17 protein-coding genes are annotated in these 18,373 nt (G+C 73.1%); 8 read left to right on the forward strand and 9 right to left on the reverse strand.

Going from position 1 to position 18,373, the window contains the following annotated elements; translation table 11 throughout:
* The first annotated feature begins 65 nt into the window (after positions 1-65).
* The gene (gene pdxR, locus A3CQ_RS53775; protein WP_020513422.1) at positions 66-1,469 is read left to right on the forward strand and encodes a MocR-like pyridoxine biosynthesis transcription factor PdxR; all 1,404 of its coding nucleotides are present in this window, start codon (positions 66-68) and stop codon (positions 1,467-1,469) included.
* On the opposite strand, the gene A3CQ_RS0123580 is transcribed toward pdxR, so the two are convergent.
* Both A3CQ_RS0123580 and A3CQ_RS0123585 read right to left on the reverse strand, forming a co-directional pair.
* On the reverse strand, positions 1,361-2,644 hold the full coding sequence (locus tag A3CQ_RS0123580) for an APC family permease (RefSeq protein WP_020513423.1): 1,284 nt from the start codon (positions 2,642-2,644) through the stop codon (positions 1,361-1,363). The two genes, pdxR and A3CQ_RS0123580, sit on opposite strands and share 109 nt — an antisense overlap.
* A 69-nt stretch (positions 2,645-2,713) precedes the next feature.
* Positions 2,714-3,349, reverse strand: coding sequence for a TIGR03085 family metal-binding protein (locus A3CQ_RS0123585; RefSeq protein ID WP_020513424.1), 636 nt, complete (start codon positions 3,347-3,349; stop codon positions 2,714-2,716).
* Positions 3,350-3,447: 98 nt separating this feature from the next.
* Here A3CQ_RS0123585 and A3CQ_RS0123590 point away from each other — a divergent pair, with 98 nt between their 5' ends.
* Both A3CQ_RS0123590 and A3CQ_RS0123595 read left to right on the forward strand, forming a co-directional pair.
* On the forward strand, positions 3,448-5,235 hold the full coding sequence (locus tag A3CQ_RS0123590; protein ID WP_245577308.1) for an ABC transporter ATP-binding protein: 1,788 nt from the start codon (positions 3,448-3,450) through the stop codon (positions 5,233-5,235).
* Positions 5,232-7,016 carry an ABC transporter ATP-binding protein gene (locus A3CQ_RS0123595; protein WP_020513426.1) on the forward strand — a complete coding sequence of 595 codons (1,785 nt, stop codon included), beginning with the start codon at positions 5,232-5,234 and terminating at the stop codon, positions 7,014-7,016. The genes A3CQ_RS0123590 and A3CQ_RS0123595 overlap by 4 nt, the downstream gene beginning before the upstream one ends.
* On the opposite strand, the gene rpsD is transcribed toward A3CQ_RS0123595, so the two are convergent.
* Complete coding sequence (rpsD, locus tag A3CQ_RS0123600; RefSeq protein ID WP_020513427.1) at positions 7,013-7,621, reverse strand: 30S ribosomal protein S4; 609 nt, start codon at positions 7,619-7,621, stop codon at positions 7,013-7,015. The two genes, A3CQ_RS0123595 and rpsD, sit on opposite strands and share 4 nt — an antisense overlap.
* Positions 7,622-7,718: 97 nt before the next feature.
* Between rpsD and A3CQ_RS0123605 the strand changes: the two genes are divergently transcribed.
* On the forward strand, positions 7,719-8,444 hold the full coding sequence (locus tag A3CQ_RS0123605) for a DUF2470 domain-containing protein (protein WP_020513428.1): 726 nt from the start codon (positions 7,719-7,721) through the stop codon (positions 8,442-8,444).
* Positions 8,445-8,456: 12 nt separating this feature from the next.
* On the opposite strand, the gene A3CQ_RS0123610 is transcribed toward A3CQ_RS0123605, so the two are convergent.
* The 4 genes from A3CQ_RS0123610 to A3CQ_RS0123625 form a co-directional block, all read right to left on the reverse strand.
* Positions 8,457-9,074, reverse strand: a complete 618-nt coding sequence (locus A3CQ_RS0123610) for a TetR/AcrR family transcriptional regulator (RefSeq protein ID WP_026206092.1) — start codon at positions 9,072-9,074, stop codon at positions 8,457-8,459.
* An 8-nt stretch (positions 9,075-9,082) separates the two neighbouring features.
* Entirely contained in the window at positions 9,083-9,820 is a 738-nt protein-coding gene (locus A3CQ_RS0123615) for an ABC transporter permease (protein ID WP_026206093.1), read from the reverse strand.
* Positions 9,817-10,542, reverse strand: coding sequence for an ABC transporter ATP-binding protein (locus tag A3CQ_RS0123620; RefSeq protein WP_020513431.1), 726 nt, complete (start codon positions 10,540-10,542; stop codon positions 9,817-9,819). The genes A3CQ_RS0123615 and A3CQ_RS0123620 overlap by 4 nt, the downstream gene beginning before the upstream one ends.
* A 196-nt stretch (positions 10,543-10,738) precedes the next feature.
* Entirely contained in the window at positions 10,739-12,781 is a 2,043-nt protein-coding gene (locus A3CQ_RS0123625) for a hypothetical protein (protein WP_026206094.1), read from the reverse strand.
* A gap of 171 nt (positions 12,782-12,952) precedes the next feature.
* Between A3CQ_RS0123625 and hisI the strand changes: the two genes are divergently transcribed.
* Genes hisI through A3CQ_RS0123640 form a run of 3 tightly spaced genes read left to right on the forward strand, consistent with a single transcriptional unit; the run spans position 12,953 to position 15,479 of the window.
* Entirely contained in the window at positions 12,953-13,375 is a 423-nt protein-coding gene (gene hisI, locus A3CQ_RS0123630) for a phosphoribosyl-AMP cyclohydrolase (RefSeq protein ID WP_020513432.1), read from the forward strand.
* Complete coding sequence (locus tag A3CQ_RS0123635) at positions 13,372-14,904, forward strand: anthranilate synthase component I (RefSeq protein ID WP_020513433.1); 1,533 nt, start codon at positions 13,372-13,374, stop codon at positions 14,902-14,904. The genes hisI and A3CQ_RS0123635 overlap by 4 nt, the downstream gene beginning before the upstream one ends.
* Positions 14,901-15,479 (forward strand): Trp biosynthesis-associated membrane protein, encoded by a 579-nt coding sequence (locus A3CQ_RS0123640; protein ID WP_020513434.1) that lies wholly within the window; start codon positions 14,901-14,903, stop codon positions 15,477-15,479. The genes A3CQ_RS0123635 and A3CQ_RS0123640 overlap by 4 nt, the downstream gene beginning before the upstream one ends.
* A 327-nt stretch (positions 15,480-15,806) precedes the next feature.
* On the opposite strand, the gene A3CQ_RS53780 is transcribed toward A3CQ_RS0123640, so the two are convergent.
* Entirely contained in the window at positions 15,807-17,036 is a 1,230-nt protein-coding gene (locus A3CQ_RS53780; protein WP_063713598.1) for an FAD-dependent oxidoreductase, read from the reverse strand.
* A gap of 65 nt (positions 17,037-17,101) precedes the next feature.
* On the opposite strand from A3CQ_RS53780, the gene A3CQ_RS0123650 reads away from it, so the two are divergent.
* A complete protein-coding gene (locus A3CQ_RS0123650) occupies positions 17,102-17,716 on the forward strand; it encodes a TetR/AcrR family transcriptional regulator (protein ID WP_026206096.1) in 615 nt (204 codons plus the stop codon).
* A 62-nt stretch (positions 17,717-17,778) separates the two neighbouring features.
* Here A3CQ_RS0123650 and A3CQ_RS63710 read toward each other — a convergent pair whose 3' ends face one another.
* Positions 17,779-18,072 carry a hypothetical protein gene (locus A3CQ_RS63710; RefSeq protein WP_020513437.1) on the reverse strand — a complete coding sequence of 98 codons (294 nt, stop codon included), beginning with the start codon at positions 18,070-18,072 and terminating at the stop codon, positions 17,779-17,781.
* Between the last annotated feature and the right edge of the window lie 301 nt (positions 18,073-18,373).

Here is an 18,373-nt window from a genome sequence, read left to right on the forward strand (position 1 = left end):
AACGGACCCTATTTCACCTTCGCCGGTTGCCCTGCATACCGCTTTGCCCATATCAGAATGGTGCGGTGGACCTGGTCATCGAGGCGTTCCCCGCCGGGGAGAAGACGGTGCGGGTGTACCGCGCGCTCCGTGAAGCCATTGTGGACGGACGGCTGCCGGTCGGGCATCGGCTGCCGGCGACCCGGGCGCTCGCCGCCGACCTCGGGGTGTCGCGGGGGAGCGTGGCGACCGCCTACGAGCGGCTGGTGGCGGAGGGCTATCTCACGTCGAAGGTCGGGGCGGGGACGTTCGTGGCCGCGGTGCCGGCGTCGAAACCGTCGCGGACGGCCGCCGCCGATCCCCTGCGACCGCGGCGGGGCTGGACGATCGAACCGGCGCCGACCAGCGGGAACGATCCGGCGCCGCGCTACGACTTCCGCACCGGCATCCCCGACACGCGACTGTTCCCGTTCGACACCTGGCGCCGGCTGGTGGCCGCCGAGATGCGCCAGGGCGCGAACAGCCCCGGGACGTACGCGGCCCCGGAGGGGCATCCGGCCCTGCGGTCGGCGATCGCGCGTTATCTCGGGTACGCCCGCTCGGTCCGCGCGACCGCCGACGACGTGGTGGTCACCAACGGCACGCAGCACGGGCTCGACCTCATCGGCCGGGTGCTGCTGCGGCCCGGCGACGTGGTGGCGGTCGAGGACCCGGGCTATCCGCCGGCCCGCCGCCTGTTCGAGGCGCTGGGCTGCCGGGTCGTGGGTGTCCCGGTGGACGAGGAGGGCCTGGTCGTCGCCGCTCTGCCGTCGGCCGCCCGGCTCGTGTACGCGACACCCTCGCATCAGTTCCCGCTGGGCCGGCCGATGAGCCTCGGCCGGCGGCGGGAGCTGCTCGACTGGGCGGCACGGCGGCCGGTGGCGATCGTCGAGGACGACTACGACAGCGAGTTCCGGTTCTCGGCGCGCCCGCTCGAGCCGCTGGTCAGCCTGGACTCGGCCGGGCGGGTCCTGTATGCCGGGACGTTCTCGAAGAGCATGCTGCCCGCCCTGCGTACCGGCTTCCTGCTGCTGCCGCCGGGTTTGCGTTCCGCGATCGCCGCGGCGAGGCAGTTGAGCGACGGGTACGGCTCGCCGCCCCTGCAGGCCGCCCTGGCCCGCTTCATCGACGAGGGCCTGCTCGCCCGGCACGTGCGCCGGGCCGGCCGGGAGTACGCGCGCCGGCACGCCGCCATCGTCTCCGCCTTGTCGAAAATGCCGGACGTGGAGGTCATGCCCTCGGCGGCCGGGCTGCACCTGACCGCGATCCTGCGCACGGGACGAGCCGCACCGGTCGTCGCGGCGGCGAATGCCCGGGGCGTCGCCGTGGAGAACCTGAGCAGTTACGCCACCTCGCACGCCGGTTTCGTGTTCGGGTTCGGCGCGGTCGACCCCTCGCTGATCGCCGAGGGAATGGCGATCTTCGCGGAGGCCCTGGACCGCCACGCGTGATAGGCGATCGCCCCGGCCGCCACCACCAGGCTGAGCAGCGCCGGCGGCCCGGTCAGCACCAGCAGCCCGAGCACCGCCACGAAGGCCACTCCCGCCCACCTCCGGGACGCCCCGGCCGGCAGCAACCGCAGCGCCGCCGCGGTGCCGAGCACGTACACCAGCGTGAAGCAGCCCGTGACCAGCAGCATCGAGGTCTTCAGCGCGACCGGCAGGGTGACCGCCGCCAGGCTCGCCGCCAGCACGAACGTCAACGACCGCCGTTGTGTGCCGAACACCCGGCGGGGCAGCGCGCCGTCGCGGGCCAGCGCCTCGCCGAGCCGGGACGCGCCGGCGAGGTACGCGTTCACCGCGCCGATCGTGAGCAGCACCGCGACCACGGCCGTGACCGTCCGGACCGGACCGCCGACGCCGACCGCGAGCAGATCGGCCAGCGGCGCCTGACTGTCGCCGAGCGCCGGACCGAGCACGAGCACGCTGGTCGCCGCGACGGCCAGGTAGAGCACACCGACCACGACGACCGCCACCGCGGTGGCCCGGGGCACGTCGCGCCGGGGGTCGCGGTAGTCGGGGGAGAGCGAGGAGACCGCCTCCCACCCCGCGAAGCCCCAGACCAGCACGGCCGCGGCGGCACCGATCCCGGCCCAGCCGTGCGGCGCGAACGGGGTGAGGTTGGCCCACCGGGCGTGCGGCAGCGCGGTCACCACGGTGACCAGCAGCAGGGTGGCGAGCGTGCCGGTGAGCCACAGCTGGACCCGGCCCGAGATGCGCAGGCCGAACCAGTTCATCACGTAGACCACGCCGACGATCGCGAGGAACGTGGCGATCACCGTGCGGCGGCCGCCGCCGACCACGTCGGCCACGTAGTTGCCGGCGAACGCGGCCGCGGCCGGCGCGCCGAGCGGCACGGCGAAGTAGAAGCACCAGCCGACCGCGGCCGCCGCGCGCGGGCCGAAGGCGAGCCGGACGTACGTGGAGACACCGCCGCCGTCCGGGTGCCGCGCGCCGAGCGCCGCGAACGTCCAGGCGAGCGGGGCCGAGAGCAGGATCAGCGCGGCCCAGGCGACCAGCGAGGACGGGCCGGCCACGCCGGCGGCGAGGGCGGGCATCGAGATCACGCCGGTGCCGAGAACGGCGCCGACGCTGAGTGCGGTGCCCTGCGCCACGGTGAGCTTCATGCCTCGAACCTACGGCCGGATTGGCTCGGCGTCTGGGCCAATCCGGCACCAGTGGCATGGGCCAATCGGTCAGATCGCGAGGCGCGCAGTGCGAAGCCGTTCGGCCTGCTCGGCGGGGCCTGCGAGGACGACCCGCGAGGCCCGCTGGCGGCCGGAGAGGAACAGCGCCAACTCGCCGGCCGCGCCGGTCAGCGTGATCTGCGGGCTCTCGCCGCCGACGGTGAACTCGCCGAAGCCGTTGGCCTCGCGCACCCGGACCGGGATGCGCACCCGCCGGCTCAGCGCGATCTTGCCGGTGAACCGGGCGGCCTTCCAGATCGCCCGGGCGTGCGGCTCGTCGAGGTCGCGGGGCTGCCAGCCGTCCTTGCCGCGCCGGACGTCCTCGTGGTGGATGAAGAACTCGACCGTGTTGGTGACCTCGTCGAGCCACGGGTTGCTGACCGGGCTCCACCACGGCGGGTTGCGGATCTCCTCGACGATCTCGGGGAACGGGCGGGTGGCCAGCGCGGCCCGAACTCGCTCGCCGTGCGCGGCCAGCGGTGGCAGGATCACCCCGGCCGACGCGTCCGGCCGCCGCTCGCGCACCACCAGATGGGCGGCCAGGTCACGGGTGGTCCAGCCGACACAGAGCGTCGGCTCGTCGGGGCCGACGCGCAGCAGCAGGTCGGCGAGTTGCTGGCGCTCGTTCCGGGCAAACGCGGTCACGGACGTGATCGTAGACACATTGTCACGTGTGTAAACGACGGCAGGATAGTTCGGTAAGGCCGGTGTTACCGGCGAAGGCTTACAGGTCGGGCGGAACATTGAGCGGCAGCAGGGCCAGCCGGGACGTGCTGGGACGGGGACTGCGGGTGCTCGGGCAGGCGATTCGCGACGAGCCCCGCCTGTTCACCATCGGGGTCGTCGGCAGCAGCCTGTTCGGATTGCTGATCATCGCGAACTCGTACGTCGTCGGCGGAGTCATCGGCAATGTGGTGGTGCCCGCGTTCGCCGGCAAGCACGCCACGGCCGGCACGCTCGCCCTGGTCGCGGCCGCGTTCCTGGGGATCAGCCTGCTGCGGGTGGCCAGCATCTTCGGCCGGCGGCTCGGCGCCGGGTACATGCAGTTCCGGCTCCAGGCCCGCTACCGCCGCGCGGTGACAAGGCGCTACCTGTCGCTGCCGCCGTCCTGGCACCAGACGCACGCCACCGGCACGCTGCTGTCCAACGCGAACTCCGACGTGGAGGCCGCGTTCGTGCCGATCGCGCCGCTGCCGTTCGCGGTCGGCACGATCGTGATGGTGGTGGCCGCGGTGATCTCGCTGTTCGTCACCGACTGGGTGCTCGCGATGGTCGGGGTCGCGCTGTTCCCGGGGCTGTTCGGGCTGAACGTCGTCTACTCCCGGCACATGTCGCCGCGGCAGATCCGCGCCCAGCAGCTGCGCGCGAAGGTCAGCGCGGTGGCGCACGAGAGCTTCGACGGCGCGCTGGTGGTCAAGACGATGGGCCGCGAGGAGGACGAGTCGCGGCGGTTCGCGGTGTTCGTGACCGAGCTGCGCGACGCCCTGATCTCGGTGGGGCGGCTGCGCGGCCTGTTCGATCCCGTGATGGACAGCCTGCCGAGCGTGGGCACCCTCGCGGTGCTGCTGCTCGGGGCGTGGCGGCTGCAGTCCGGCGCGATCAGCGTGTCCGAGCTGGTCACCGTGTCGTTCCTGTTCACCGTGCTGGCGTTCCCGGTGCGCGCGATCGGCTGGGTGGTGGCCGAGCTGCCGCGCTCGGTGGCCGGCTGGGACCGGGTGCAGGCGGTGCTGTCCTCGACCGGCGATCTGCACTACGGCACGAAAAAATTGGAAGTGTCGGGCGCGGCCACGATGGCCTTCGACAACATCGATTTCCGGTACGGCGACGGGCCGCTCGTCCTCAACGACGTGACGTTCACGATCCCGGCCGGCAAGACCGTCGCCCTCGTCGGCCCGACCGGATCCGGCAAGTCGACCATCGCCGCCCTGGCCGTCCGCCTGGTCGACCCGGCCGACGGCACGATCTCCCTGGACGGCACGGCCCTGCCCGACCTGACCGAGGCGTCGCTGGCCCGTACGGCCGCGCTCGTCCCGCAGATTCCGTTCGTCTTCGACGACACCGTGCGCGGCAACGTGACCCTCGACCGGGAGGGCATCGGCGACGAGGACGCCTGGCGGGCGCTGCGCCTGGCCCAGGCCGAGCGGTTCATCGAGAAGCTCCCCCAGGGCCTCGCCACCGCGGTCGGCGAGCGCGGCACCTCGCTCTCGGGTGGCCAGCGGCAGCGGATCACCCTCGCCCGGGCGCTGGCCGGCCGTCCCCGCCTGCTCGTGCTCGACGACGCGACCAGCGCCGTCGACCCGCGGGTCGAGGCGGCGATCCTGGCCTCGCTGCGCAGCCGGGACGCGGGCGCGTCGATCCTGGTGGTGGCGTACCGGCGGGCCACGATCGCGCTCGCCGACGAGGTGATCTACCTGGAGCAGGGCAAGGTCGTCGCCACCGGCACCCACGCCGATCTGCTGGCCACCAACCAGGGGTACGCCGATCTGGTCACCGCGTACGAGAAGGCCGAGCAGGAACGGGTCGAGGCATGACCGCCCCAAGCATCACCGCCGCGGAAGGGACCTTCGCCACCGTCAAGCGGGGGCTGTCGCTCTCGCCCGAGCTGCGTCCCGGGCTGGCGGGCACGATCGCGCTCGCCCTCGTGCAGATGTCCGGCCGGGTGGCCGTCCCGATCGCCGTCCAGCAGGGCATCGACCACGGCATCCGGGGCCCCGGCGGCCCCGACCTCGGCTTCGTCGTCGAGGTGGTGGCGCTGACCTTCGTGGCGCTGGTGATCTCGACGGCGGCCGGCTACCTGATGACCCGCCGCCTGTTCACGGTCAGCGAGACCGCGCTCGGCGCCCTGCGCTCGCGCACCTTCCGGCACATCCACGACCTGTCGATGCTGCACCAGCAGTCCGAGCGGCGCGGCTCGATGGTCTCCCGGGTGACCAGCGACGTCGACCAGATCTCCCAGTTCCTGCAGTTCGGCGGCGTGCAGCTGCTGCTCTCCTCCGGCCAGCTGCTGGTGTCCACGCTGGTCATGCTCTTCTACTCATGGCAGCTCACGATCGTCGTGCTGCTCGCGTTCGGCCCGGCCGTGGCCGTCATCCGGCTCTTCCAGAAGCGGCTCGCCGCCGTCTACCGCGCGGTCCGCGAACGCACGGGCGTCATGCTCGGCGCGGTCGCCGAGAGCGTGGTGGGCGCGATGGTCATCCGGGCGTACGGCGTGGCCGGCCGCACCGAGCAGCGCCTGGACACCTCGATCGAGAGCCTGCGGGTCGCCCAGCAGAAGGCCCTGCGTACGAGCGTCACCAGTTTTTCCTCGGGTGAGCTCGGCGCCGGCCTGGCCCTGGCCGCGGTCGTGGTGATCGGCACGATGCTCGGCGTCGGCGGCGATCTAAGCGTGGGCGCGCTCACCGCGTTCCTGTTCCTCGTGACGCTCTTCATCCAGCCGGTGCAGATCGCCACCGACATGCTCAACGAGGCACAGAACGCGGTCGCGGGCTGGCGGCGCGTACTGGATGTGCTTGATCTTGAACCGGACGTCGCCGACCCGGACGACGACGGCGTCGCGCTGCCGCCCGGCCCGCTCTCGGTGCGCTTCAGCGACGTGTCGTTCCGCTATCCCGGTGGCCCGATCGTGCTGGCAGACGTGGATCTCACCCTCGACGCCCGCCGGAAGTACGCGGTCGTCGGCGAGACCGGCAGCGGCAAGACCACCTTCGCGAAGCTGCTCACCCGGCTGATGGACCCGGTGTCCGGCGAGGTCCTGCTGTCGGACACGCCGCTGACCCAGGTGCGCTTCTCGTCGCTGCGCGCGCGGGTGGTGATGGTGCCGCAGGACGGGTTCCTCTTCGACGCCACGATCGCCGAGAACATCCGCTTCGCCCACCCCTCGCTCACCGATGAACTGCTGGCGATCGCGTTCGAGGAGCTGGGTCTCGCCGACTGGCTGGCGGGCCTGCCGGCCGGCATCGCGACCCCGGTCGGCGAGCGAGGTGAGGCCCTCAGTGTGGGGGAGCGTCAGCTTGTCGCCCTCGTACGCGCCTACGTCGCCGACCCGGACCTGCTCGTCCTGGACGAGGCGACCAGCGCCGTCGACCCGGCGACCGAGGTGCGCCTGCAGCGCGCCCTCGACCTGGTCACCCGCGGCCGCACCACGGTCGCGATCGCGCACCGGCTCTCCACCGCCCAGGCCGCCGACGAGGTGATCGTCGTGGACGCGGGCCGCGTCGTACAACGCGGCCCGCACTCCTCACTCGTCGCGGAAGAGGGTTCGATCTACGCGAACCTCTACGCCTCCTGGCTGGAACAAACTCGGTCCGACTAGCGCGCGTAGAACTCCACGACCAGCTGCTCGTCGCAGAGGACCGGGATCTCCTTGCGCTCGGGGACGCGCAGCACGGTCGTGCGGAGCTCCTCCAGCGCGGTGGAAAGGTAGGGCGCGGTCGGGCCGTCGAGGTGGGCGCCGGTCGCCGCGATCTGGAACGGCGGCTTCTGCCGGCTCGACTCGCGGACCTGCACGACCTGGCCCGGCTTGAGCCGGAAGCTCGGCCGGTCGACCTTCTTGCCGTCGACCGTGAAGTGGCCGTGCGAGACCAGCTGCCGGGCCTGGTAGACGGTGCGGGCCAGACCGGCCCGGTGCACCACGGCGTCGAGCCGGCGCTCCAGCAGGCTCACCATGGCCTCGCCGGTCTTGCCCTCGGCCCGGTGCGCGTCGTCGTACGCCCGGCGCATCTGGGCCTCGCTGATGTTGTACTGGTGGCGCAGCCGCTGCTTCTCGAGCAGCCGCACCTGGTAGTCCGAGGCCTTGCGGCGGGACCGTCCGTGCACGCCCGGCGGGAACGGCCGCTTCTCGAAGTACTTCACGCACTTGGGAGTCAGCGGGATGCCGAGGGCACGGGACAGCTTGGCCTTGGGCCGGGAGTTGTTCATGAAGTCTCCGAGAGGGTCACACTTGCGCTCGAGGCCGGTGTTACGGTTAGCCTCACCTTACTAAGGCAAGCCTAACCGGTCCCCGGAGGTATCAACCATGCAGCCCACCCCCGCCGAGGTCGCTCGCACGCTCGCTGCCGGCCACCTCCCGGCGGTCGCGCACATCGCGTGCCGCCCGGGACCGATCCCCGTCCGGCACGTGACCGACGCTCAGGGCCATGTGCTGCTGCTTTCCCCGGCCGACGGCGCCTTCTCCACCGCGCTTCGCCCGCAGCCCGGCACCGACGACACCGCGATGGTGCTCGACATCACGGACGTGCCGCCGGTCGCCGGCTCGCCGGGGCTGGGCCGGGTCTGGGTCTCCGGCTGGGCCAAGCGGCTCGAGGGCGACGAGGCCCTGCAGGCCACGCTCGAGTACGCCGAGATCGACGCCTCCGGTGACCTGCTCGACGTCGGCGACTCCCAGGTGCTGCACCGGATGGACGTGGCCGAGGTCCGGTTCGAGCGCAACGAGAAACTCGTCGACGTGGACCCCGACGACTTCGCCGTTGCCTCTCCCGACCCGCTGCGGCAGATCGAGTTCGACCTGATCACCGACCTGGCCGACCACCACCTCGCCGAGATGAGCGCGTACGTGCGCCGTCAGCTCGGCTCGACGTTCCAGCCCAAGGACGAGCCGCGGGTGGTCCGGATGGACCGGTACGGCTTCCTGGTCCGCCTCGACGAGAAGCTGGCCCGGCTCGCCTTCCCCCGCCCGGTCACCGACCGGCACGACCTGGCCCACCTGCTCCACCCGGTGCTCTGCCACCGCTGCGGGAGCTGACCCGGCCGGTTCTTACGCCCCCGGGCTCTTGAACACCTCGGGCATCGGGTCGTCCAGGAAGCGCTGCACGTTCGGCCCGATCGCGGCGGCCAGCGTGTCGATGCCGGCGCTGGCCAGCGGTTCGAGCTTGAGCACATAGCGGGCGACCATCAGGCCCGCGATCTGGGTCGCGACCAGCGTCGAGCGCAACGGCGCCTCGTCCGGGTCGAGGACCAGCTCGGCCACGGCCCGGCGCAGGATCTGCGTGATCACGAACTCGCGCAGCAGCCGGGCCGTCCACTCGTTGGAGAGCGCCGACCGGAACATGGCCAGCGCCGCCGTCCCGGCCGGCGAGTCCCACACGCTCAGCACCAACCGGATCAGTCGGTCGCCGGCCTGCTCGCGCGGGCCGGAGAGCGCCTGCGGGATCAGCTCGCCCGGGTTGATCGGCGCGTTCATGGCGGCCAGGAACAGCTTCTCCTTGGTGCCGAAGTAGTGATGCACGAGCGCGGGGTCGACCCCGGCGTCGCCCGCGATGGCGCGGATCGACGCCTTGTCGTACCCCTTCTCCGCGAAGGTCCGGCGGGCGGCGTCCAGGATGGACGACCTGGTGTCCTGATTTCCGGGGCGCCGCCCGCTCCGCTTCACCAACAACGCTCCTAGGGTGTGCGCCGCCGCAGGGTCGCGGCGGCCAGGACCAGCGCGAGCACCGCCGCACCGGCCACGATGATCAGGTCACGCCACATCGTCGCGGTCGCGTCGGCCGACGTGCCGACCTCCATCAGCGCGTCTACCGCGTAGGTCAGCGGCAGCACGTCGGCGATCGCCTGCAGCCAGCCGGCCATCGCCTCGCGCGGCACGAACAGCCCGCAGAGCAGGATCTGCGGCACGACCACCACCGGTAGGAACTGTACGGCCTGGAACTCGGTGCGGGCGAAGGCGCTGCAGAGCAGGCCCAGCGCCACGCCGAGCACCGCGTTGACGATCGCGATCAGCACGACCAGCGCCGGGCTGCCGAGGGTGTCGAGCCCGAGCAGCCAGTAGGCGACGCCGGTCGCGACCGCGCCCTGCACGGCCGCCGCGCCCGAGAACGCCAGGCCGTACCCGAAGAGCAGGTCGATCTTGCCGAGCGGCGTGGTGAGCAGCCGTTCCAGGGTGCCGCTCGTGCGTTCCCGCAGCATGGCGATGCTGGTCACGAGAAACATGATCACAAACGGGAAGATGCCCAGCATGATCAGGGCGACCCGGTCGAAGATCTGCGGCGCGTCCTCGTACATGTAATAGAGAAGCGTCAGCAGGATCGCCGGCACGACCATGAGCAGCGCCACCGTGCGCCGGTCGTGCCGCAGCTGCCGCACGATGCGCCCCGATGTGGAAAATGTGATCGCCACGCTCATGCCGCCACCTCCGCCCGCTCGCGGATGAGCCGGAGAAACGCCTCTTCCAGATCTTCTGTGCCGGCCGCCGCGCGGATCGCCGCGGGCGTGTCGTCGCCGATCAGCCGCCCGTCGCGGATCAGCAGCAGCCGGTCGCAGCGCCCGGCCTCGTCCATCACGTGGCTGGAGACCAGCAGCGTGGTCCCGCGCGCCGCCATCTCGTGGAACTTTCCCCACAGGTCGGCGCGCAGCACCGGGTCCTGCCCCACCGTCGGCTCGTCGAGCACCAGCAGCTCGGGCGTGCCGATCAGCGCGCAGGCCAGCGAGGCCCGGCTGCGCTGCCCGCCCGACAGGTTCCCCACCAGCTGCCGAGCCGCGTCCGCCAGCCCGACGTCGGCGATCGCCCGGTCGGCCTCGGCCGCGCCCAGCCCGTAGAGCGAGGCGAAATACCGCGCGTTCTCCCGGACGGAAAGATCGGCATACACGCTGGGCGCCTGGGTCACATAGCCCACCTTGCGCCGCAGCTCCGCCGTTCCGGCCGGCATGCCGAGCACCGTCACCGTGCCCGACCTGACGATCTGCACCCCGACGATCGCCCTGATCAGCGTCGTCTTGCCGCTGCCGCTCGGCCCGAGCAGCCCGGTCACGCTCCCCGCCGGGATCGAGCAGCCGATCCCGTGCAGCACGCGCCGCTTTCCCCGCTCCACCACGAGGTCGTCGACCTCGATCGCATTCGAATTCATCACGCGATGAGTTCAACACGTGATGAATTCCAAAGGCAAGCCCCAACCTCTTTCTGTACGCGATCTGACAAGTACCGGCTTCAGCGGCGGGCTTGGTGGTGGGTCCGGCTCCGCGCCCGGCCGCCGGGCTGTCCCGCATGGCCACAAGCAGGAGCGCCCGCCGTCTGACGACGGCGGGCGCTCCGGGCTGCGTTCTCTAGAGGGCGAGGATCCGGTCGAGGAACTCCCGGTAGCCGCGCATCGCCATCCGCATGCTCTCGGTGTCGGGGGTGGCGGTGCCGCGCAGCGGGTCGAGCTCGTCCCGCTCGGCGAGCAGCGCCTCGGTCAGCTCGTTCACCGCGTCGGTGAGCAGGTCGTGCGCCCGGGTCAGAGCCCGCTCCGGGTCGTCCACGAACTCGGCCTTCACCTCGTGCCAGGCCGCCCGGAAGTGGCGGGTGGCGTCGTCGTCCCAGAACGCGATGTGCCCGGCCGCGACGTCTCCCGGCCGCGCCTGGTCGGCCGCGGGCTCGTCGTCGGGGTCGGGCGCGGCGCGGCGGCCACGGCGGATCGGCTCGGCGTCCTCGAGGCTGGCCGAGCGGCGGGGCGACGGCGTCCGGGGCCCGCCCTCGTCGTCCCAGCCGCGGAGATCGTCGTCGGCGGTGCGCACGGCCGCCTTGCCGGACGGCACCGGCTTGCTGGACGGCACCGGGGCGAGCTCGATCGGCTCGACCGGCGGCGTCACCAGCGGCGCCGAGTCGTCGGCCGGTTTGGCGGGCGCGTCGGCCGGAGCCGCCGCGGCGGCCCGTGGCGCGGGCACCCCCGAGACCGGCCCGGCGGCCGGGTCGGGCAGCGCGGGAACGTACGACGGCGGCTGCCCGTAGGGCGCGCCGACCGTGGGCGCGTCGGAGAACCCACGGGCGTTGGGGGCCGGATTGGTGCCGGCGCCCGGCCCGTCGGACGGCGCCGGGAATCCCGCCCTCTTCGAGGCCGTGCCGGCCGGCCCGTCGGACGGCACGGAGAATCCGGGGCCTTTCGGGGCCGGACCGTCGGGGAAGGTGAGGCCCTTCGGCGGGAAGCCCGGGGAGACCGGCTGCGCCGAGACCGGCGCGCCCGAGGTCGGGGTGACGATCGGGTTGGTCGAGGTGGGCACGGAGGCCCAGCCGGTCGCCTGGCGGCGCGGCTCGCCCCCGGGGTGCTCGCCGGTGGTCGCCTCCTCGGCCGGGACATCGCCGGGTGCCGTGAAGCCGGCCCGTCCGTTCATGTCATCACGCCCGTTCTCGTCGCTTGCTTCCGCCGGCTCGGCGGCATCCGCCGCGGCCGGGCCATCCACAGTAGACGGCTCGGTGTCCGGCTTGCTCGGCCGTCCGTTCAGTTCGGGGCCGCTGTGCCCGTTCAGGCCGGGCCGGTGCTCGTCGGCCGGGGTTCGCCCGCCGAACAGGAAGCGCCCGTTGCGGCCACCGAGACCGAAGCCGCCGATCGTGCCGGCGTCGCGGTCCCACGGATTCGCTCGCGAGGACTCTACGGCCTGAGCTGCTTCTTCGCCGGTCACCGACGCGCCGGAGTGATCTGGATCGCCCTCCCGCGCCTCGTGCTGCCCGCCGGCGTTGGACTCTGCCTCGTCCTTGTCGGCCGCGCTCTTTCCGTCCTTGGAGAGCGCACTCTTCCCGTCCGCCGAAAGCCCGCGCTTCCCGTCCTCGGAATGCCCGCGCGACCCTCCCGATCCGCTCGTGCCGCTCGGGCCGTCACCGGAACGACCGCCCAGGGCGTCGCCGGGAATGCCGCCGCCGCGGCCCGCGGAGAAGCCGCCGAGCGGGCCGCCGCCGATGCCGCCCGGGACGCCGCCGCGATCTCCACCCGGAGCGCCGGACGTCGGCGAGGAGCCCGGACCGTTCGGCTGGGGACCGTCGGACCCGCCGCCCGGCCCACCCGGCCCGCGCGACGCAGACGCGAACGCCACGCCGGGCGTGGACGGGAACGCCCCGCCGGGCGTGGACGGGAACGTGGGCGGCGCCGGGACCGGGGTGCCGTGTACCAGCCCGGGCGGGAACGCGCCACCGGGGGCAAGGCCGCCGATCGGGGCCGCGGGCTCCGGTGCTCGGCGCGAACCGAGCGCGACCATCTGGGTTTCACCCGGACGAGCGACCGGCACGTCGGGCCGCTCGGCCTCGGCCGCCGGGTCGTCGCCGTCCCGATGAACCGGCCAGAAGCGCGACAGTCCGCGCGGTGGCCGTGAGTTGTCGGGGTTGGACGTCGGCTCCATGGGCTTAAGACTCCCGTCGCGAGGCTGCCCCGCCCGCGCCCGTGAGCTGCACAGACCCTCGTCGGCGGGCGGGCCTCCGCGCCCTGGGCCGGGCGCGGCACCCGACGACGGTACCGTCCCCGGCGTCCCGGCACATCCCCCGTGCCCGGATCGTGGGCCGCGTCGCGGGGCGTGCCGACCCCGATTTCCGGCGAGGTGGAGAATCGGAGCGTGGCAGTCACAACCGACCTGGATCCGGCGATCGCGGCCCGGCTCAAGCGCACCCCCGACGGCCTCGTCGCGGCGATCGTGCGCGAGCACGGCACCGGCGACGTGCTCATGCTGGCGTGGATGGACGACGAGGCGCTGCATCGCACGCTGACGACGGGCCGGGCCACGTACTGGTCGCGCAGCCGCCAGGAGTACTGGGTGAAGGGCGCCACCTCCGGCCACCACCAGTACGTGAAAGCCGTGGCCCTCGACTGCGACGGCGACGCCCTGCTGGTCACCGTCGAGCAGGTCGGCGCGGCCTGCCACACCGGCGCCCACGACTGTTTCTTCGATGAGCTCCCGGTGACGACCCCCGCGGGCGCGACCCCGGGGGAGGCCCAGTGACCAGCGGCGCCGTTCAGCCCGACGAGGCCGGCTTCCTGCGGCAGCGGCGGCGGGTCGTGCCCGTGACACGGCGGCTGCTCGCCGACGGCGAGACCCCCGTCGGCGTCTACACCAAGCTCGCCGGCGGCCCCGGCACGTTCCTGCTCGAGTCGGCCGAGCAGGGCGCGGGCCCGTCCGGCGCGGCCTGGTCGCGCTATTCGTTCATCGGCGTGCGCAGCGCCGCCACCCTGGTCGAGCGGGACGGCGAGGCCGCCTGGCTGGGCGTGCCGCCGGCCGGCGTGCCGCTCAATGGCGACCCCGTGACCGCCCTGCGCGAGACGGTGGCCGCGCTCGCCGACGGCCCGGTCGAGCCCGGCCTGCCCCCGCTGACCGGCGGCATGGTCGGTTACCTCAGCTACGACCTGGTCCGCCGCTTCGAGCGGTTGCCGGCCACCACCGAGGACGACGTGCCCCTGCCCGAGCTGGGCATGATGCTCGCCACCGACCTTGTCGTGCTCGACCACTACGACGGCTCGGCGATCCTGGTGGCCAACGCGGTGCTCGCCGCGGGGGCCGACGACGCGGCCCGCCTCGCGGCCTACCACAACGCGGTCGGCCGGCTCGACGCGATGACCACCGCGCTCTCCCGTCCCACCCCGCCGATGATCTCCACTGTGGAGCGCCCCCCGGCCGGTGAGCCGGTGAGCCGCACCGCCCCGGGGGAGTACCAAAAGGCGGTCGAGGAGGCCAAGGAGGCGATCCGGGCCGGCGAGTGCTTCCAGATCGTCGTGGCCCAGCGCTTCGAGCGCCCGACGGACGCGAACTCGCTGGACGTCTACCGCGTCCTGCGGGCGACGAACCCCAGCCCGTACATGTACCTCCTGCGCTTCGACGACTTCGACATCGTCGGCTCGTCCCCCGAGGCCCACCTGAAGGTGAACTCCGACGGGGCCGGCGCCCGGCACGCGCTGCTGCACCCGATCGCCGGCACCCGCTGGCGCGGCGCGACCCCCGAGCAGGACAACGCGCTCGCCGCCGAGCTGCTGGCCGACCCGAAAGAGCGCTCCGAGCACGTCATGCTGGTCGACCTGGGCCGCAACGACCTGGGCCGGGTGTGCAAGCCCGGCACGGTCGAGGTTCCGGAATTCGCCCGCATCGAGCGCTACAGCCACGTCATGCACATCGTCTCCACGGTGACCGGCGAGCTGCGCGACGACCGTTCCGCCTTCGACGCCCTGGCCGCGACGTTCCCGGCCGGCACCCTGTCCGGCGCCCCCAAGGTCCGCGCCATGGAGATCATCGAGTCGCTCGAGCCCACCCGCCGCGGCCTGTACGGCGGCACGGTCGGCTACTTCGGCTTCGCCGGCGACATGGACATGGCGATCGCCATCCGCACCGCCCTGCTCAAGGACGGCGTGGCCTACGTCGGCGCCGGCGCCGGCATCGTCGCCGACTCCGACCCCGCCGCGGAGGAGACCGAGACGCGGAACAAGGCCGCCGCCGTCCTGGCCGCCATAGCCGCCGCGGAAACCCTGCGCGCCGCCCGATGACCCGCCGCTCCTACTACCTGGCGCTGCTGGCCTGCCTGGCCGGCGCGGCCCTCGCCCTGTACGCGATCACCCGCACCTGGTCGATCCACCTGACCCCGCGCCCCGGCATGTCCGCCCTGCGCGAGGCGAGGACCGGCACCGACATCGAGCCCTGGGTGACCGGCCTGGCCCTGGTCGCCCTGGCCGGCACCGGCGCCCTGCTGGCCACCTCCGGCTGGGCCCGCCGCGCGGTCGGCGTGCTCCTGGCGCTGGCCGGCGCCGGCATTGTCACCGGCGCGATACTCGGCCGCGCCGGCCTCGACCCAGGCTCCGCCGGCGCCGCCGGCACGACCTGGCCGATCCTCTGCGCGCTAGGCGGCCTGATAGTCCTGGCCGGCGGCGCAACGGCCGCCCGCCTGGGCCACCGCTGGCCCCGCATGTCCGCCCGCTACGACCGCAAGCCCGTCCCCCCGCCCCGAGCCGAGACACCCACGCCGGCCGCCGCCGAACAGCCCAAAGCCCACTCGACCACTGTGGCCGATCATCGTGCGGCCTGGGACGCCCTCGACAGAGGCGACGACCCCACCGCAACCTGACCGCGGCGACCTCGCGCCACCCGCGACGTCGCGCCCGCGCCTGGCGTCGCGCGGTCCTGATGTCACGCGGGCCCCGAGGTCGCGTCCGTGCCTGGTGTCGCGCCGTCCTGATGTCACGCGGGCCCCGAGGTCGCGTCCGTGCCTGGTGTCGCGCCGTCCTGATGTCACGCGGGCCCCGAGGTCGCGTCCGCGCCTGGCGTCGCGCCGTCCTGATGTCACGCGGGCCCCGACGTCGCGTCCGCGCCTAGCGTCGCGTCGGCCTCGATGTCGCGGCCCCGCGCCTGACCGCTCGGGCGGCTGCCGGTTTGTTGCGGCTGGTCGGGGCGGTCAGCGGCCGAGGGAGCGGGCCATCGCGTGGCGGGCCGGGGGTAGTGCGGCGGTGAGGCGCAGGGTGGTGCGGAAGGCGGCGCGGGCCAGCGGGCTTGAGGTGGCCGACTGGCGGGCGTTGCGCAGGGAGCGGCGGACGGCGGTGAAGCCGTAGTCGAGCATCTCGGCCTCGTAGTCGTGGATCGCGGATATCAAGGCCGCGGGATCTGCCGCCGTCGCCGGCTCGCCGGTCAGGGTCGTCAGCCGGTGGGTCAGGAGGGCGGCGTCGCGCAGGGCTGTGTTGGCGCCGATGCCGGCCATGGGGGTCATGTTGTGGATGGCGTCGCCGAGCAGCGTCACGCGGGTCGTCGGCCAGGGCGGGACGGGGGTGGCGCTCTTGACGTGGAAGGCGTTGATCGTGGCGGGGTCGCTCTTCTCGATCAGGTCGTGGAAGGCGGGTGACCACGACGCGATGCGGGAGCGGACCAGCCGGCGGAGCGTGGCGCCGTCGTAGGTCGTGACGCCGGCCGGGTAGCGGGTGGCGGCGTCGGAGTAGCCCCAGATGGCCTCCGTGGACTCCACGGCGGTGAACAGGGATCCCCGGGAACGCGGGATGACGATGTTGGCGCGGGTGCGTAGCTCGGCGGGCAGGCCCGAGATGTCGGGAACGCGGCCGGCCACGGTGACCACGCCGGTGTCGATGCGGTGGGCCTGGGGGAGCAGCTGGGCCCGCACCAGCGAGTTGGCGCCGTCGGCTCCGATCAGGACGTCGGCGGTCGCGGTGGCGCCGTCGGCGAAATGGGCGATGACCTCGTCGCCGGCGAGCTCGTATCGGGTGAAGGCCTGGCCGAGGTGCAGGGCGTCGTCGAGGCCGGTCAGCAGGGCGGCGCGCAGCGGGATGCGGCCGATGCCGTAGTGGCGGTCGGGCTCGGCGGCGCCGGGCGCGTTGATCTCGGTGTCGGCGAACGCGAGCAGGTCGGTGGCCTGGTCGGTGAGGAAGCCGAAGCCGCCGCCGGGCGCCGCGGCGCGCAGGAACTCCTGCCAGTTGGGCGGGGGCAGGCAGTCGTGCAGGGCGCGGGCGCCGGCGGGGCTGACGTGGATGCGGTAGCCCTGCAGCCAGTCGGTGCGCTCGTGGGTGCGCTCGTAGACGTCGGCGCGGATGCCGGCGCGGCGCAGGCCGTGCGCCAGGGCCAGGCCGCCGATGCCGCCACCGATGATCATCACGGAGAAGGTCGCCACGGAGTTCGTCATGCCCTCCAGAGTCACTCGAACGCATGACTCTGTCAACCAAACGTTTGATTGATAGAGTCAGGAACGTGTCTGACGAGCGGAGACCCCGGCGATCACCGGCCGAGGGCGAGCGGGTGCGCGATGCCGAGCGCACGCGGGAACGGATCCTGGAGGCGGCCCTCGTCGAGTTCGGGGAGCTCGGGTTCGCGGGGGCCCGGATCGGCGCCATCGCCCGCCGCGCCGGCGTCAACCAGCAGCTGATCTCGTATTACTTCGACGGCAAGGCCGGGCTGTACGCGGCCCTGACCGAGCGGTGGCGGCAGATGAGCGCCCAGCTCAGCCCGCCCGAGGCGCCGCTGGGCGAGGTGGTCGCCGGGTTCGTGCGGGTGAACGCCGAGCAGCGGCACTGGGTGCGGCTGCTGATCTGGCAGGCGCTGTCGGGCGAGCGCGCCGAGGGCGATCGGGACTACCGGCAGGCGATGGTCGGCGACCTGCGGCGCCGGCTGGAGGCGGGGGAGATCGATCGCGACCTCGACCCCGGGTTTCTGCAGCTCGCGCTGTTCGGCGTGGCCCTGGCGCCGGTGCTCCTGGCCGAGTTCGCCGAGGACTTCACCGGCCTGTCGCCGGAGTCGCCCGAGTTCCGTGACGCCTACGTCGAACAGCTCAAGCGCCTGATCGCCCACCTCGGGAAATCGGCCTGAGGGCCGGGGGCGCGCCGCTCGCCCCGCAGGCAAGGACGGTTCCGCTGCGGTGGAGTGCGGCGTCAGCCGCGTACGATATGAGGGGTTTTAGCCACCTTGCGGCGGTGAGGCGCGCGACTGGCGACCATGGCGGCGACCTCGCGCTTGAAGTCGGCCTGGGCCTGGTTGCGCGCGCGGTCGGCGAGCATCGCGTCCCAGGCGTTGTCCCGGGCGGTACGGACGTTGGCCGGACCCACCACTGCGCGCTGCACGTTGACGAGCAGATCGGCGGCGGTGGCGACGACGGCGCGGGAGACGGCTGCGATGCCGGCGGGCTGTGCCGGACTGGACTGGACAGGGGCCACGGTCAACTCCACCTCGGTCAGTCTTGCCTGGTCGTCTCGGGGGCGCGTCCTGGCGAACGCCGGAACCAAGTGTGCCCCGTGGCCAGCATGGACGAGCCGTATTTCCGCGTCATGACGACGCCGTCAACGCGCCGGGGTATCCACCGATCAGATGAGGTGTCGCAGCGCAGGCCCGTGAGGATCATGTGACTGAAGTGACAACACGCGCGGGCAGGCGGCATTATGCCGCAGCCCACCTCGTGAGGCGCGCCATACCCCGGGGGCTTGCCGGGGACCGCCACCTCCTAGCATCGGGCGGAGGACACCCGGAGAG

It is taken from the genome of Paractinoplanes globisporus DSM 43857, assembly GCF_000379645.1.
Lineage (GTDB): Bacteria > Actinomycetota > Actinomycetes > Mycobacteriales > Micromonosporaceae > Actinoplanes > Actinoplanes globisporus.